The sequence below is a fragment of the Arthrobacter sp. FW305-BF8 genome (assembly GCF_021789315.1).
GTDB lineage: Bacteria > Actinomycetota > Actinomycetes > Actinomycetales > Micrococcaceae > Arthrobacter.
Genome location: NZ_CP084561.1, coordinates 1187402 through 1201892, shown reverse-complemented (window position 1 = coordinate 1201892; position 14491 = coordinate 1187402). Strand labels below are relative to the sequence as shown.

The window sequence follows — 14491 nt, the reverse complement described above, 5'->3', positions numbered from 1 at the left end:
GCAATGTGAGGTGGGGGTTAAACGCCAAGCGCGAACTGGCAGCAGATGCCCTCAAAATGGGATTTTGGGGGTATTAGCTGCCAGTTCGCGCTGGGTGGGACGGGGTCAGTCGTCCAGGTGGGTGGGGGCGAACATCTTGAGCAGTGTTTCGACGACGACGACGTTCGGGCCGTCCGCGGCGAAGCCCGCCCTGAGCGCGTCCCCCACTTCCTCCGGGGCGACCCGGGTGGCGGGAACGCCGAAAGACTCGGCCAGTTTCACAAAGTCAGGCCGGGCGAGTTCGGTGGCGGTGGCCTTGCCGAAGGCACCCACCATGTATTCGCGCAGGATGCCGTAGCCGCCGTCGTCCACGATCAGCCAGGTAACCGGCACGTTGTGCTGCTTCGCGGTGGCGAGTTCGGCGATGGAGTACATGGCCGAGCCATCACCGGAGACAGCGAGCACACGCGCGGAAACTGCTGACCTGCCCACGGTTTCCAGGCCCACGGCCCCGCCGATCGCCGCCGGGAACCCGTAGCCCAGGCCGCCGGCGCCCTGGGCCGAGTGGAACTGCCCTTCGCGGGCGTCCCAGCAGCTCCAGCCCCAGTACGCCGAGATGGTCATGTCCCAGAAGGTCTGCATGTCCGCCGGAACTGCCTCGCGGATGTCGGCCATGAACTGCAGTTCCTTGGCCAGGTCCTGCGATTCCAGCCGCTCCTTCACCTTCCGCAGCGACTCCCGCACAAGGTCCTCGGGCGCGGTTCCGTGCCAGTCGGGCCGGGCGTCGGCGGGCACCAGCAGCGACGCGTCGAGGGCTGCGAGCGCCTGGCCGGCGTCGGCGCGGATTCCCAGGCCGGGCCGGTTGGATTCCAGGACTCGCGGCTCAGCGTCGATTTGGATGATCCTGCCACGCGGTTCAAAGGTGAAGTAGTTGGACGTGACTTCGCCGAGCGAGGAGCCGATGACCACCAGGACGTCCGCGTCCTCCAAAAGGTCCGTCATGTGCCGGTCTTCAATCCACGACTGCAGCGACAGCTCATGGTTCCACGGGAAGGCGCCGTTGCCGCCGGGCGTGCAGATGACGGGAGCCCGGAGCTTTTCCGCGATCGAGAGCAGGGACTTTTCCGCCCGGCCCCGGCGGGTTCCGCCGCCGGCAATGATGGCCGGACGCTTCGCCGTCGACAGCCACTTCACGGCTTCGCGGACAAGCTCGACGCGCGGCGGGTTGTCCGCCGCTTCGGCCAGCGCATCCTCCACGGGCGGCACCATGATGGGGTCCAGCAGCACATTCTGCGGGACTTCCAGCCACACCGGGCCCTGCGGCGACGAGATCGCCTCGGTCCAGGCATCCTGAATGGCGGACGGAATGCCGGACGCGTGCTGGATCAGGCGCTGGCTCTTGGTGACGTTCGCGGCCGACGCCTTCTGGTCATCCAGCTGGTGCAGCATGCCTTTCCGGCGGGCGCCGAGGCCCTCGAGTGGGATCTGGCTGGCAACCACCACCATGGGCACACCGGTGGCGTAGGCTTCCTGCAGCCCGGCGAGCGATGTCAGGGCGCCCGGCCCAGTGGACAGGAACAGCACGCCCACCTCCCCCGTGGCGCGTGAGTAGCCGTCCGCCGCAAACGCGGAATTGTTCTCCACGCGGGAGGACACGAACTTCAGGTTGCCCCGGCCCATCGCGTCGAAGAGGCCCAGCGCGTGCTGGCCGGGGATGCCAAACACCGTCTTCGCGCCCAGCGCCTCGAGGGTTTCGACGACGAGGTCCCCGCCGTTGCGGACACCAGTCACTGGGAGTACTCCCCCACAGCGGCACGGACGGCCCCATTGTCGGCCGGCGCCGGCGAGGCTGCCGCGAACCCTGCCGGACGGCGGCCTTCCCGGCCCAGGGCCTGGGCGGCGTAGCCGGTCTCGGCACCGAAGCGGTCTCCGGCGACGGTGTTGTCCGCCATGAGGGTGACGAGCTCGTAGGCAACATGGCTGGCAGCCACGCCGGTGATCTCTGCGTGGTCGTAGGCTGGGGCCACTTCAACGACGTCGGCGCCAACGAGGTTCATGCCGCGGAAGCCGCGGATGATCTCCAGCAGCTCGCGGCTGGTGATGCCGCCGGCTTCCGGCGTGCCAGTTCCAGGCGCATGGGCGGGGTCCAGGACATCGATATCCACGGAAATGTAGAGGGGACGGTCCCCGATCCGGTCCCGGACCTTCGCAACAGTCTCGAGGACGCCCTGGTAGTAGACGTCCGCGGAGGTGACGATGCCGAACCCGAAGCGGTGGTCGTCGTCGAGGTCCTTCTTCCCGTACAGCGGGCCGCGCGTGCCGATGTGGCTGATGGCCTCCGTATCCAGGATGCCCTCCTCCACGGCACGGCGGAACGGCGTGCCGTGGGTGTACTCGGCGCCGAAGTAGGTGTCCCAGGTGTCCAAGTGGGCGTCGAAGTGCAGCATGGCGATGGGCCCGCCCGCGCGCTCGGCGGCGGCGCGCAGGAGCGGCAGCGCGATGGTGTGGTCGCCGCCCAGGGTGAGCAGCTTGCTGCCGGCCGCCGTCAGGTCGAGGGCGTTCTGCTGGATGGTCTCGATGGCCTCGTTGATGTTGAACGGGTTCACGGCCATGTCGCCGGCGTCGGCCACCTGGCAGTTCTCGAACGGGCTGACATCCCAGGCCGGGTTGTACGGGCGGAGCAGCCGGCTGGCCTCGCGGACGTGGTTGGCGCCAAAGCGGGCACCGGGGCGGTAAGAGACGCCGGAATCAAAGGGCACGCCCACCACGGTGACGTCCGACTTGGCCACCTGGTCCAGGCGCGGCAGGCGTGCATAGGTTGCTGCCCCGGCGTAGCGGGGAATACGGGATGAATCGATGGGGCCAAGGTTGCCGTTGGCTTCGATGCGCAGCTCTTCCAAAGGAACGCCTCTCCTTCGAGGATGAATTGGGGTGGGTTGTGACAGCCATCATACACACGGAGTTGCCCATTACGCACCGGCTGTTTACAGCGAAAACCCGGGCCGCCGAAACAGGCAGCCCGGGTCCGAAAGCAAAGAGCGCTACCGACTGGCGGCGGGCACCAGCACCCAGAGAACTTCCACGGCCTCATCGGTGGGGTTGACCCAGGTGTGCGGCTCCCTGCCCGGGAACGTGACGGTATCGCCGGTGGTCAGCTCATACTCCTCGTTCGTGAGAATGAGCCTGATGGTTCCCTTGATCACGTGCAGGACGTCGACGTCGCAGTCAACTGCGTACAGCTCCGATTCACCGCGTCCACGCGGATCGATGACGGCCTGGATGATCTGCACGCGCCGCTCGGACCGGGCGGTCAGCAGCCGCTCGACGATCCCCTCGCCGCCGAGGGAAATCCGCGGACCGGCGTCGCGCTTGGTCAAGTGGGTTTCCGGCGCGGCGAACAGGTCGCCAATGGAAATCGAAAGAACCTGGCACAGAGTAACGAGGGATGCCACGGACGGGGAGGTCAGGTCCCGCTCCACACGGCTCAGGAAACCTTTGGTCAATCCGGTGGCGTCGGCCACCTGCTCGATGGTGAGCCGCTGGGACTGGCGCGCGGCACGGATTCTTGAACCGATGGCAACCGGAACATTGCTCGGCTCAACTGGTAGTGCCTTCATTTACGAACCTTTCACGGCCGGCAGCCCGGCCCCATCATTGGAGTCATATTAGCGGCCCGGCCCTTCCGTGACGCGGGGCAAACCGCACCGCGGGGCTTTGCGTCTTGACTGTTACTCGAATCACAGCCTACGCTCTTACGCAACAACTGTTGCTTGTGAAACAACTCCCACGAGGAGACGCGCAGCAAGGAACCCAGCGTTCCCCCAGATTTCCGTTCAGTGCAGCACCATCCGGCAAGCCCGCCCCGGCGAGGCCCGCAAGCTGCCAAAGCTCCAAGGATCCCCAAATCATGGACGCAAGTTTCGTCAATATCGCCATCGTGGTGGTCTACCTGGCCGCCATGCTGGCCTTCGGCTGGTGGGGCAAGTCCCGCACCAAGAACAACAGCGACTTCCTCGTGGCCGGCCGCCGCCTGGGGCCGTTCCTCTACACCGGAACCATGGCGGCCGTCGTCCTGGGCGGCGCCTCCACCGTTGGCGGTGTCGGCCTGGGCTACAAGTTCGGCATCTCGGGCATGTGGCTCGTGGTGGCGATCGGTGCCGGAGTGCTGCTGCTGAGCCTGCTCTTCGCCGGCACCATCCAGAAGCTCAAGATTTACACCGTCTCCCAGATGTTGTCCCTGCGCTATGGCAGCCAGGCCACCCGGACCTCCGGCATCATCATGCTCGCCTACACCCTGATGCTCTGCGCCACCTCCACGAGCGCCTACGCCACCATCTTCGTGGTCCTGTTCGGCTGGGACCGGGCTCTCGCCATCGCCATCGGCGGCGCCATCGTGCTCGTGTACTCGACCATCGGCGGCATGTGGTCCATCACCCTGGCCGACCAGGTCCAGTTCGTCATCAAGACCGTGGGCATCTTCTTCCTCATGCTGCCCTTCACGCTCAACGCAGCCGGGGGCCTGGACGGCATCCGCAGCCGCGTGGAGGCCAGCTTCTTCCAGATCGACGGCATCGGCGTCCAGACAATCATCACCTACTTCGTCGTTTACACCCTGGGCCTGCTGATCGGCCAAGACATCTGGCAGCGCGTGTTCACCGCCAAGACGCCCCGGGTGGCCCGCTGGGGCGGCGCCACGGCCGGGATCTACTGCATCCTGTACGGCGCTGCGGGCGCCATGATCGGCCTGGCCGCCCGGGTGGCGCTGCCGGCCATCGACGTCGCCACGGAAGGCAAGGACGTGGTCTACGCCGAGGTCGCCCAGAACCTGCTGCCCATCGGCATCGGCGGCCTGGTACTCGCCGCCGCCGTGGCGGCCATGATGTCCACCGCGTCCGGCGCCCTGATCGCGGCCGCCACCGTGGCGCGTGCGGATGTGCTCCCCTTCGTCGCCGGCTGGTTCGGCAAGACCATCAACACCGACGACTCCGACAACCCCGAGCACGACGTCAAGGCCAACCGCATGTGGGTCCTCGGGCTGGGCATCGTGGCCATCCTGATCGCCATCATCACCAAGGACGTCGTCGCGGCCCTCACCATCGCCTACGACATCCTGGTGGGCGGCCTCCTCGTGGCCATCCTCGGCGGACTCATCTGGAAGCGCGGCACGGGAATCGCTGCCGCGGCGTCCATGGCGGTCGGCTCCGTGGTGACGCTCGGGACCATGATCGTCCTGGAGATCAATGCCAAGGCACCGCTGGACGGCGTCTTCGCCAACGAGCCGATTTACTACGGCCTGCTCGCATCCGCAGTCGTCTACGTTGTGGTGTCGCTGCTGACCAAGCCCACGGACCCCGCGGTCATGAGCCGCTGGTACCGCCGCGTGGCCGGCAAGGACACCGAGGAAGTGCCGGTCACGACCAGCGCCCGGTAATTGTCCCGGGATCCGGCAGTTTAGAAAGCACGACGACGGCGGTGCCTCCCAGCGTAAGGAGGCACCGCCGTCGTGGTCCCCACCCTCTAAAGCAGGAGGAAACGGTTGAAGCCTTAGGCTTCGTAGCCTTCGTCCGCACGGAACTCGTCGTCCGCATCGCGCGGAACTACCCGTTCGTCGTCGTCCACTGCCCCGGAGCTGGCGGGGACAACCCTCTCCTCGGAGTCGAGGAATTCGTCTTCCGTGTCCCAGTCCTCGTCCACCGGCGCGTCCTCGGCAAAGTCGTAGGCGGGATCGGACTCAATGGTATGGCGGGTGTCCGGTTCGGGGCGCGATCCGTTGGTGTTCATCAGGCAGACCTCCGTGTGGTTGGACTTCCGTACCCGGCGTCAGCGGGGCACATTTTCATCAGATCACCGCGGGTGCAGGCGGTCAAGGGCGTTCGCGCGGGCCGGCGGGTTTGCCTCCGGCGGCCGGAGTTATTGAGGGTTCCCTAAACTTTTGGCTAAGGGTGACCGGCCGAAAAACCGCGAAATTACGCGGTAAAGTGGGCGATGCAATGGGGCCGCAGTACGTCCCATCTACCCAGGAGTTCCCGTGTCTCAGCACGCAAAATCTGATCCTCACACCACCGGCAACGCGGCCGCACCGCCTGCTTCCAGCAACGGCGCCGCACCCAACGGGATCGCCGCACCCCGGCCGGAGCCCACCGCCGCGGACATCAAGCGCTGGCGCCAGTACCTCGCCGACGAGCGGGCCGAGGCTTCCGTCTACCGTGACCTCGCGCAGAACCGTTCCGGCGAAGAGCGCGCCATCCTTTTGGCCCTCGCCGAAGCCGAAGGCCGCCACGAGGCGCACTGGCTGAAACTGCTCGGCGAGCATGCGGGCAAACCCCGGCACGCCTCCTTCCGCAGCCGCCTCCTGGGCTTCCTCGCCCGGCACTTCGGGTCCGTTTTCGTACTCGCGCTGGCGCAACGGGCCGAGGGCCGCTCCCCCTACACCAGGGAACCGTCCGCCACCCCGGCCATGGCCGCCGACGAGCAGATCCACGAGGAAGTGGTCCGCGGCCTGGCCACGCGCGGCCGCAACCGCCTGGCGGGCACCTTCCGCGCCGCCGTCTTCGGCGCCAACGACGGCCTGGTCAGCAACCTCTCGCTGGTCATGGGCATGGCCGCCACGGGTGTTGGCAGCGGCGTGGTCCTGCTCAGCGGCATCTCGGGACTCCTGGCCGGCGCGTTCTCCATGGGCGCCGGCGAATTCGTGTCCGTTCGTTCCCAGCGCGAGCTCCTGGACGCCACCCGGCCCACCCAGGTAACTTTGGTGGCGGCACCCCAGCTCGACATCGAACACAATGAACTCCTGCTGGTCTACCTTGCCCGCGGCATGTCGCGCGAGGCCGCCGAACACCGGGTGGCCGAACGCATGGGCCTCTTCACGTGCGACTGCGATCCGAGCCTCTCGCTCCATCCCGAACTGCCCGAGACCGAGGACGAGCACGAAGCCGTGGGCACTGCCTGGGGCGCCGCGCTCTCCAGCTTCTGCTTCTTCGCCTCGGGTGCCATCGTGCCCATCATTCCCTTCCTTTTTGGCATGACCGGGATCGGCGCCCTGATCGTGGCGGCAGTCCTCGTGGGCATCGCGCTGCTGGCCACCGGCGGCACCGTCGGCCTGCTGTCCGGCACCTCGCCGCTCACCCGCGGACTGCGGCAGCTCGCCATCGGGCTGGGGGCGGCCGGCGTCACCTACCTCCTGGGCATGGCGTTTGGCGCCGTCATCGCCTGATTGTCGGGGATTGCCTGATTTTCCCGGGCCCCGCAACTCGTTTCCTGGCCAGCTGGTTTCCTAGCCTGGCGGGCGGAACTGTAAAGTGGGCCTGTTTGCCTGATGCTTGTTTCCCGTGTCGGGGCGACGCCGCCGAGGAATGCCGTGAAAGGGGTGCAGTGGAGGGTCACTACCCCGGTCGCATTCAACGCCGGCACCGGCACCTGCCGCGGCATTCGGGGCCGGCCACCGCGGCGGCGAGATTTGTCCGCTGTCTGATCGTGCTCGCTGCCCTCGGTTGTGCAGCATTCCTTGCGGCCGGAATGGCTTACGGGGATCCGCGCTTTGCGGGCGTGCTGAACTTCCGCATCGGGTCCGGGGACCTGCCCGCGTCCCGGCAGGATGATTCCGGCCGGGACGCTTCTGGCGAGGATCAGGCCGGCCAGGATGTGGCAGGCCTGGATCCAGTTGGCCAGACTGGGCAACCCGGGCACGGCGGCGAGTCTGGTGGGGCGGAGTACGGCGCGCCCGGAGGCCCAGGCAGTACCGGTGGCGCACCGCCGTCGGGCCTCGAGGAAGCAGCCGCTCCGCTGGGCACGCCGGCGCCACCTCCGGAGCCCAGCAGCTCGTACAAATTTCTGGCTGTGAACACTGACGGCTCCCCCGTGGGCTACTCACCCTGCCGTCCGCTGCATTACGTCGTAAATGCCAGCCTTGCGCCGGACGGCGCAGCGGGCCTGGTTTCGCTGGCGGTCCAGGAGATCTCGCGCGCCACCGGCATCCAGTTTGTCGACGACGGAGCCACCGACGAGAAGCCCTCGGACCAGCGCGCCCCCTACCAGCCAGGGGCCTACGGCGACCGCTGGGCACCCATGCTCATCAGCTGGACCACACCGGACGCGGCTCCCAAGCTGGGCGGCAAGGTCATCGGCACCGGCGGCAGCACCTACTACAGCTACGGAAACGGGCCCAAGAGCTACGTCACCGGCAGCCTGGAACTCGATGCCCCGCAGATGGCCGCGGAACTGGAACGCCCCGACGGCACCGCCTATGCCACCGCCGTCATCCTGCATGAATTGGGCCACGTGATGGGGCTGGAGCACGTTGACGACCCCGTACAGCTCATGTATCCGGAGATCGGCGCCCCCGACGGCTTCGCGGCCGGGGACCTGAACGGCCTGTATCAACTGGGCAAAGCACCCTGCCGCAAGGACCTGTAAGCCGCCTCCTTATTCCGGCGGGGTCTCATTCCAGCGGGGCGCCTTCACTCGCCGAGGACCGCCAGCGCCTCGTCCACGCTGTCCACCAGGAAGATGCGCTGCTCCATGGCCCGGCCGGCGGCCAGGCTTTGCAGCATGGGCCAGGCCGGAAACCGCTCCTCCCAGTGTTCCCGGCCCACCAGCACCATGGGCGTCATGGTCTCCTGGGCGCCGTAGTAGTTCTCGCAGGCATCCTGGAAGATCTCCTGAACGGTGCCTGCTGCACCGGGCAGGAACACGATCCCGCCGTTGCAGACCTCCAGGAGAATGGCCTCGCGGACGGCATTGGCGAAGTATTTGGCGATGTGGGTGGCGAAATAGTTGGGCGGCTCGTGGCCGTAAAACCAGGTGGGAATGCCGAGGGACGCCGTTCCGCCCGGAAAGCGTTCGACGGCGGCAGCCGCAACCCGTGCCCACGCGGACACCGAGGGGCGGAAGCCGGGGACGGCCGCAACCTCTCGAAGCACACTGTGGAAATCGTCGTCGTCGGCCGCGCTGACGTAGGCACCCAGGTTCGCCGCCTCCATGGCCCCGGGCCCGCCGCCGGTGGCCACCAGGTGGCCGCGGCGGGCCAGGAGCCGTCCCAGCGTGGCAGCGGCGGCGAAGCCGGCGGTCCCCCGCTGCAGCGCGTGGCCGCCCATAACCCCGACGATGGAACGGCCCCTGCTGTTGAGGCCGCGGACGAACTCCTCCAGGGCATCGCCGACGGCGTGATCGTGCAGGGCTGCCGCGAGCGTGGAATCGAGGCGGTTCCGCTGGCCCGGCCGCATGCTCCATTGGTAGACCAAGGCGTCGGGGGTTTTCTCGTAGGGCTCGTCGACGATGCCCGCGTACAGCTCCTGCGGGGTGTAGAGCCCCGCCCGGTACGGATTGAACGGAACACCGGTCAGCCGCGGAAAAATCAGTGCGCCGCGGCTGCGAAGTGTTGCCTCCACGCCCGGGTCGAAGGTGCAGCCCAGGAAAATCGCACCCTCGGCGTCCAGGGCGGCCAGGGCGCTGCCGCGTCCGCGGAGGTCAAGCGACTGCGCATGCCAGCCGTGCATCGCCCGGGCCCCGGCACTCACCAGCCGGTCGAAGCTGGCGACGCTGTTCACCTCAAGGGTCCGCGGGCTGGGGTTCAGGCTGCCGGAGGGGTTCATGGTGCCCAGCCTAGTGCGGTGTCTTGGCGGACGCCGGAGCCAAAGCGACCCAACTGGGTAGCAGTTGTGGGCGTTCCCAGCGCTGGGAACGCCCACAACTGCTACCCAGTGGGGCGGGAACGGACGGGTCAGGAAACCTGCAGGCCGCCGTTGATGTCGTAGGTCGCGGCCGTGATGTAGCCCGAGTCCGCACCCAGCAGGAAGGAGATCAGCGCAGCAACTTCCTCGCGGGTTCCCACGCGGCCCATCATGATGCCCTCGGACATCTGTGCCTTGCGCTCCTCGCTCAACGTGCCGCCCATGATGTCGGTGTCGATCGGGCCGGGGGCGATGGCGTTCACGGTGACGCCGAACTCGCCGACCTCGCGGGCCAGGGCGCGGGTGAAGCCGACGATGCCGGCCTTGGAGGCGCTGTAGGCAACCTTGGAGTAGGTCCCTCCGCCGCGCTGGGCCGAGATGGAGGAAATGCTGACGATGCGGCCGAGCTTGCGTTCGATCATTCCCTTGAGGACCCGCTGTGACACCACGAAGGTACCGCGCATGTTGATCGCGAAGACCTTGTCCCACTCGGCAACGGTGGTTTCCATGAAGGGCGTCGGCGAGCTGATGCCGGCCAGGTTGGCAAGGGCCACGATCGGCGGCAACGACTCTTCGACTTCCGTGATGGCCCGGTCCACGGATGCCTCGTCGGAGACGTCGGCCCCGACGCCGATCGCCTTCACTGCGCGGTTGGACCCGATCTCCGCGGCCGCGGCCTTAGCGTCCTCGGCGTTGATGTCCAGGATCGCGATGGACCAGCCTTCGCTGGCCATGCGGTCAGCTGCCGCGCGGCCGATGCCGCGGGCAGACGCCGCGCCGGTCAGCACAACGGTGCGCTCTGCGGGGAAAGGGGTGATTGAGCTCATTGCGGGTATTCCTTCGGGTGGTTCTCGGATGGGTTTTTAGCGGCTGGCCGGAACGTCTGCGGTGGCTTTGACTGCCGGATCCAGCGCGGCATCGCCTTCGGGGCGCTTGCGGGCATAGAGGTAGGTGGCCCCGGCCGTGACGCACAGGCAGAAGGAGAGGAACAGCAGGCCGCTCTGGTTGTTGCCGGTGGCGTCCTTCAGGATCCCCACTGCGTAGGGGGCAACGAATCCGCCCAGGTTGCCCAGCGAGTTGACCATCGCCAGGCCGGAGGCCGCGGCTGCGCCGGTGAGCGCTGCGGACGGCATCGACAGGAACGGCGCAATGGCCCCGTAGATGCCCATGGCCGAGGCGGTCAGGGCAATGAGTGCCAGGACAGGGTTGACCGGAAGCAGGAAACCGGCGGCGAGCAGGCCCAAGCCGGCGAGGACCATGCTGACGGCGCTGTGCCAGGCACGCTTGCCGGTCTTGTCAGCCCGCTTGCTCCAGAAGTAGACGAAGACCGCGGCGATGGCGTACGGGATGAGGACAATGAATCCGACCTCGGCGGTGGAGAACTTGCCCAGGGCTGCGACGATGGTGGGCATCCAGAGGCCCAGGCCGTAGATGCCGCAGACCAGGCCGAAGTAGAGGGCCGAGTAGACGATGGTGCGCTTGTCCTTCAGGCCTGCCAGGAAGTTGTGGCTGCTGCCCTTGGACTTGGCGGCCAGTTCGGCATCCATGGTGGTGGCGAGCCATTCGCGCTCGTCGGCATCCAGCCACTTGGCGTCCCGCGGACGGTCCGTCATCAGGAAGGGGGTCAGCACGCCCAGCAGGATGGCGGGGATGCCTTCAATGATGTAGAGCCACTGCCAGCCCTGCAGGCCCATGATGCCGTCCATCTGGAGGAGCAGGCCGGACACCGGGGCACCCAGTGCGTTGGAGATGGGCTGCGCCAGGATGAAGATGCCCAGTACCGTGACCCGCTGTGCAGCCGGGAACCACAGGGTCAGGTAGAAGAGGATGGCGGGAAAGAAGCCGGCCTCGGCCGCGCCCAGCAGGAAGCGGATGATGTAGTAGGTGGTTTCGCCGTTCACCAGGGCCATGGCCGCTGCGAAGATGCCCCAGGTGATGAGGATGCGGGCCAGCCACTTGCGGGCACCGAACTTGTACATGCCGGCGTTGCTCGGGATTTCGAGTACGGCGTAGCCGAGGAAGAAGATGCCGGCGCCCAGGCCGTAGGCTGCGGCGCTCAGGCCGATGTCCTCGCTCATGGTCAGCTTCGCGAAGCCGACGTTGTTCCGGTCGAGGTACGCGATGAAGTAGAGGAGCACAATCAGGGGCATTACGCGTCGGCGGACCTTGCGGAGCGTGCGGTCTCCAAGCTCGCCAAGTCCGGAGGACTTTGTGGTGAATGAAGTCATCATCGACCTTCTGTCTGTCGGTTCCGGTCCGGCGGCTTCGCGCGGGGAATCCGATGCTTTCTGATGGGGTTCTGTCCGCTTCAGAGGGGAATGTCTGCATTCGATCTGATGTCAGACATCTGACGGAAGAACATGACCAAAAGCATAGGAGGGTGACGAGCGTTACGTCAAGATGAAAAGGGCGGACCCGGCAGAATCGCCGGGTTTACAGAGCCTAGGAACGATTTCCGTGGACGTAGCGTTCGTAGTCCTCGAAGGTCTGGTCCATATGCTCGTCCATGGCCTTGCGGGCCAATTCGGGGTCGCCGGTGAGGATGCTCTCCAGCACGCGCTGATGGAAGGCGATGGCGTGCCGCTGGATCTCCTCGATGGCCGACGTCTCGCGGCGGGCGCGGTAGAGGGACTGGCCCAACTGGGCCAGGAGTGCCCGGACAAACGGGTTGCCGGAGGCCTTCAGGACAGTGTCGTGGAAGGCAATGTCCGCCGCCACGAACCCGTCAAGGTCGCCGGCCTGGTGGAACCTCTTCATGTCCGCGATGGATGCCCGCATCTCCTCGGCGTGCTCCGCGGAGTGGCGCCTGGCCGCGAGCGCGGCGGCGCCGGTCTCCACCATGCGCCGCACCTCGATCAGGCCGCGGGAAACCTGGTCGTCCGCGTTGCCGTGGGACGCCGCCTTGATGATCGCGTCTAGGCCGGTCCAGCTGTCTGGAGGGTTCACGAACGTTCCGCGGCCGGCTTTGACGTAAAGGATGTTCTGTGCCCGGAGTGCCTTCAGCGCTTCGCGGGCAGTCAGCCGGCTTACGTCGTAGGCCTTGGCGATGTCGGCTTCCGGCGGCAGCGCATCATGCGGCTTGAGCCTGCCGTCAAGAATGTCGTCCAGCAGACCGTCAACCAGGTCGTCAACAAGTGTCCTGCGCCCCATCGACTGCCCTACTTTCGCCTTGCCTATTGCTCCCAACACTACCGAAACCCGCGCAGTCCCAGTAAAAACGGCACGATGTGCGTCAGCCCGCGGCTTGGGCGCCCGTAACGTATGTGTCCAGCCTGGCAAGCGTCCTGTCGATATTCGCCGGATGGCGGCCCAGGTAGCCGGCGAGGCGGAGCAGGAATTTGCCGCGGACAAGGCACGCATCCCACTGTTCTGTCACCAGCGTTCCGGGCACGCCGCTGCTGTCCGTGGCCGGCTCCAGCAGGTAACGCCACACATGCCCGTAGAAGTGGCGCCAGCCGATCCGCCGGCCCTCCTCGAACTCAGTGACGGTATTGAGGATCCGGTAATCAACCCTGGTCCTCATTTCCATGCCGAATTTGGCTCCCGGGCCAAGACGCAGCGGACCCCGCGGCTGGGCGCCCTTAACGGTGCCTGATCCGTCGATTTCGCTGTGCAACGCGGGAGTGGCCAGGACCTCGAAGACCACGTCCGGCGCCGCGGCAATGAAGCGGTCCCGGGACACCAGATAGCGGTTATTCATCGGGCCAGCCTAACCGGCCGGATATGGGGCAGAATTTGAGGATGCAGAATTCACCGCGGAATTCAGGAACAGTGCAGACCCCAGGAACGGCGCAGACCCCAGACGCAGCGCAGAACCCGGACACAGCGCCGGATGCAGCGCCGGATGCAGGCGAGGTACAGAGTGCGGCGCCGCGCGATGAGCGCCGGCCGCGGATCGGCATCCCGGTCCGGCTGAGCAGCTCGGCAGATCCGGACCCGCGGGTGGCAAAGGCCAACAACCTCTTCGGCTGCATTGTCAGCCTCATCCGCGATGTGGGCGGCGAGCCGGTGCTGCTTACCGCCGAGTCGCTGGAAGCCGGACCGAGCGGCGAACCCAACAGCGGAACGGCCGACGGCGGAACTTCCGACGGCGATAGGGCGCCGGACGCGCCCGAGGCGCTTGACGGCGTCGTACTTCCCGGCGGCGGCGACGTGGACCCGCGCCTCTACGGCGAGGCACCGGGGCCCACGCTCTATGACGTCAATGCGGAGCAGGACCGGCTGGACATCGCGGTGGCGCGGCGCGCACTCGATGCCGGCACGCCGGTGCTGGGAATCTGCCGCGGGCACCAGCTGCTCAATGTCCTCTACGGCGGAACGCTGGTCCAGGACATGACTCCGGGTACCGTGCCGCACCGCCAGATTCCGGCAGCGGCCAACAGGCCGTGGGTCTGGCACGAGGTGACCATCACCCCGGGATCCAAGGTGGCGAAGATGTACGCCGCCGCCGAATTTCCGGAGGCCGGCGGGACTGCCCCTGCCGGTGAGGGCGAGGCGCCCACAGGTGACACAGACTCGGGCGACGTACGCGCAATGGAGGTCAAGATCGCTTCCGGCCATCATCAGGCTGTGGACCGGGTGGCGCCGGGGCTGCTGGTGACCGCGGTGGCGGATGACGGCACGGTGGAGGCACTGGAGGATCCCGAGCGGTGGGTCGCCTCGGTGCAGTGGCACCCGGAGGCCATGGAACTGACCGAGGAGCAGAGGCTTGCCCCGTTCCGCGTGTTCGTGGAGGCATGCCGCACGCGCTGACTGCCCGCTGGCCCCTGACTGCCAGCGACGCCCTGCCCGCGGCCGCCATCTGCCGCGTTCCTTGACTGCCGGCGGCGCCCTGCTATGATCAA

Annotated in this window: 13 protein-coding genes; 4 read left to right on the top strand and 9 right to left on the bottom strand. The window is 67.1% G+C overall.

Annotation, left to right across the window (positions count from 1 at the left end):
* Positions 1-105: 105 nt before the first annotated feature.
* From LFT45_RS05375 to LFT45_RS05365, 3 genes are all read right to left on the bottom strand, one after another.
* Positions 106-1770: a thiamine pyrophosphate-binding protein gene (locus LFT45_RS05375; protein WP_236807264.1), complete on the bottom strand. Its 1665-nt coding sequence runs from the start codon at positions 1768-1770 to the stop codon at positions 106-108.
* Positions 1767-2879 carry an agmatinase gene (gene speB / locus LFT45_RS05370; RefSeq protein WP_236807262.1) on the bottom strand — a complete coding sequence of 371 codons (1113 nt, stop codon included), beginning with the start codon at positions 2877-2879 and terminating at the stop codon, positions 1767-1769. The genes LFT45_RS05375 and speB overlap by 4 nt, the downstream gene beginning before the upstream one ends.
* A 141-nt stretch (positions 2880-3020) precedes the next feature.
* Entirely contained in the window at positions 3021-3596 is a 576-nt protein-coding gene (locus tag LFT45_RS05365; RefSeq protein ID WP_236807254.1) for a helix-turn-helix domain-containing protein, read from the bottom strand.
* 290 nt (positions 3597-3886) lie between these two features.
* On the opposite strand from LFT45_RS05365, the gene LFT45_RS05360 reads away from it, so the two are divergent.
* The gene (locus tag LFT45_RS05360; RefSeq protein ID WP_236807252.1) at positions 3887-5410 is read left to right on the top strand and encodes a sodium:solute symporter; all 1524 of its coding nucleotides are present in this window, start codon (positions 3887-3889) and stop codon (positions 5408-5410) included.
* A 113-nt stretch (positions 5411-5523) separates the two neighbouring features.
* Here LFT45_RS05360 and LFT45_RS05355 read toward each other — a convergent pair whose 3' ends face one another.
* A complete protein-coding gene (locus LFT45_RS05355; protein ID WP_111902925.1) occupies positions 5524-5760 on the bottom strand; it encodes a hypothetical protein in 237 nt (78 codons plus the stop codon).
* 247 nt (positions 5761-6007) lie between these two features.
* On the opposite strand from LFT45_RS05355, the gene LFT45_RS05350 reads away from it, so the two are divergent.
* Positions 6008-7192 carry a VIT1/CCC1 transporter family protein gene (locus LFT45_RS05350; protein WP_236807250.1) on the top strand — a complete coding sequence of 395 codons (1185 nt, stop codon included), beginning with the start codon at positions 6008-6010 and terminating at the stop codon, positions 7190-7192.
* A gap of 158 nt (positions 7193-7350) precedes the next feature.
* Positions 7351-8391, top strand: coding sequence for a matrixin family metalloprotease (locus LFT45_RS05345; protein ID WP_236807248.1), 1041 nt, complete (start codon positions 7351-7353; stop codon positions 8389-8391).
* 44 nt (positions 8392-8435) lie between these two features.
* Here the strand turns inward: LFT45_RS05345 and LFT45_RS05340 are convergent, their stop codons facing one another.
* The 5 genes from LFT45_RS05340 to LFT45_RS05320 all read right to left on the bottom strand — a co-directional run bounded on the left by LFT45_RS05340 (position 8436) and on the right by LFT45_RS05320 (position 13347).
* On the bottom strand, positions 8436-9569 hold the full coding sequence (locus LFT45_RS05340) for an LOG family protein (RefSeq protein ID WP_236807242.1): 1134 nt from the start codon (positions 9567-9569) through the stop codon (positions 8436-8438).
* Between the two features lie 128 nt (positions 9570-9697).
* Positions 9698-10474 (bottom strand): SDR family NAD(P)-dependent oxidoreductase, encoded by a 777-nt coding sequence (locus tag LFT45_RS05335; RefSeq protein WP_236807240.1) that lies wholly within the window; start codon positions 10472-10474, stop codon positions 9698-9700.
* A 36-nt stretch (positions 10475-10510) separates the two neighbouring features.
* The gene (locus LFT45_RS05330; RefSeq protein WP_236807238.1) at positions 10511-11878 is read right to left on the bottom strand and encodes an MFS transporter; all 1368 of its coding nucleotides are present in this window, start codon (positions 11876-11878) and stop codon (positions 10511-10513) included.
* Between the two features lie 211 nt (positions 11879-12089).
* On the bottom strand, positions 12090-12797 hold the full coding sequence (locus LFT45_RS05325; RefSeq protein WP_236807236.1) for a FadR/GntR family transcriptional regulator: 708 nt from the start codon (positions 12795-12797) through the stop codon (positions 12090-12092).
* An 82-nt stretch (positions 12798-12879) separates the two neighbouring features.
* Complete coding sequence (locus LFT45_RS05320) at positions 12880-13347, bottom strand: polyketide cyclase / dehydrase and lipid transport (protein ID WP_236807235.1); 468 nt, start codon at positions 13345-13347, stop codon at positions 12880-12882.
* A 41-nt stretch (positions 13348-13388) separates the two neighbouring features.
* On the opposite strand from LFT45_RS05320, the gene LFT45_RS05315 reads away from it, so the two are divergent.
* Positions 13389-14399 carry a gamma-glutamyl-gamma-aminobutyrate hydrolase family protein gene (locus LFT45_RS05315; RefSeq protein WP_236807234.1) on the top strand — a complete coding sequence of 337 codons (1011 nt, stop codon included), beginning with the start codon at positions 13389-13391 and terminating at the stop codon, positions 14397-14399.
* Positions 14400-14491: the final 92 nt, after the last annotated feature.

What these genes read in the sequence shown, in the direction of transcription:
- LFT45_RS05330 (WP_236807238.1), bottom strand. Translation starts at nt 11,878, where the DNA reads ATGATGACTTCATTCACCACAAAGTCCTCCGGACTTGGCGAGCTTGGA.
- LFT45_RS05335 (WP_236807240.1), bottom strand. Translation starts at nt 10,474, where the DNA reads ATGAGCTCAATCACCCCTTTCCCCGCAGAGCGCACCGTTGTGCTGACC.
- LFT45_RS05365 (WP_236807254.1), bottom strand. Translation starts at nt 3,596, where the DNA reads ATGAAGGCACTACCAGTTGAGCCGAGCAATGTTCCGGTTGCCATCGGT.
- LFT45_RS05355 (WP_111902925.1), bottom strand. Translation starts at nt 5,760, where the DNA reads ATGAACACCAACGGATCGCGCCCCGAACCGGACACCCGCCATACCATT.
- LFT45_RS05340 (WP_236807242.1), bottom strand. Translation starts at nt 9,569, where the DNA reads ATGAACCCCTCCGGCAGCCTGAACCCCAGCCCGCGGACCCTTGAGGTG.
- LFT45_RS05360 (WP_236807252.1), top strand. Translation starts at nt 3,887, where the DNA reads ATGGACGCAAGTTTCGTCAATATCGCCATCGTGGTGGTCTACCTGGCC.
- LFT45_RS05320 (WP_236807235.1), bottom strand. Translation starts at nt 13,347, where the DNA reads ATGAATAACCGCTATCTGGTGTCCCGGGACCGCTTCATTGCCGCGGCG.
- LFT45_RS05325 (WP_236807236.1), bottom strand. Translation starts at nt 12,797, where the DNA reads ATGGGGCGCAGGACACTTGTTGACGACCTGGTTGACGGTCTGCTGGAC.
- LFT45_RS05315 (WP_236807234.1), top strand. Translation starts at nt 13,389, where the DNA reads ATGCAGAATTCACCGCGGAATTCAGGAACAGTGCAGACCCCAGGAACG.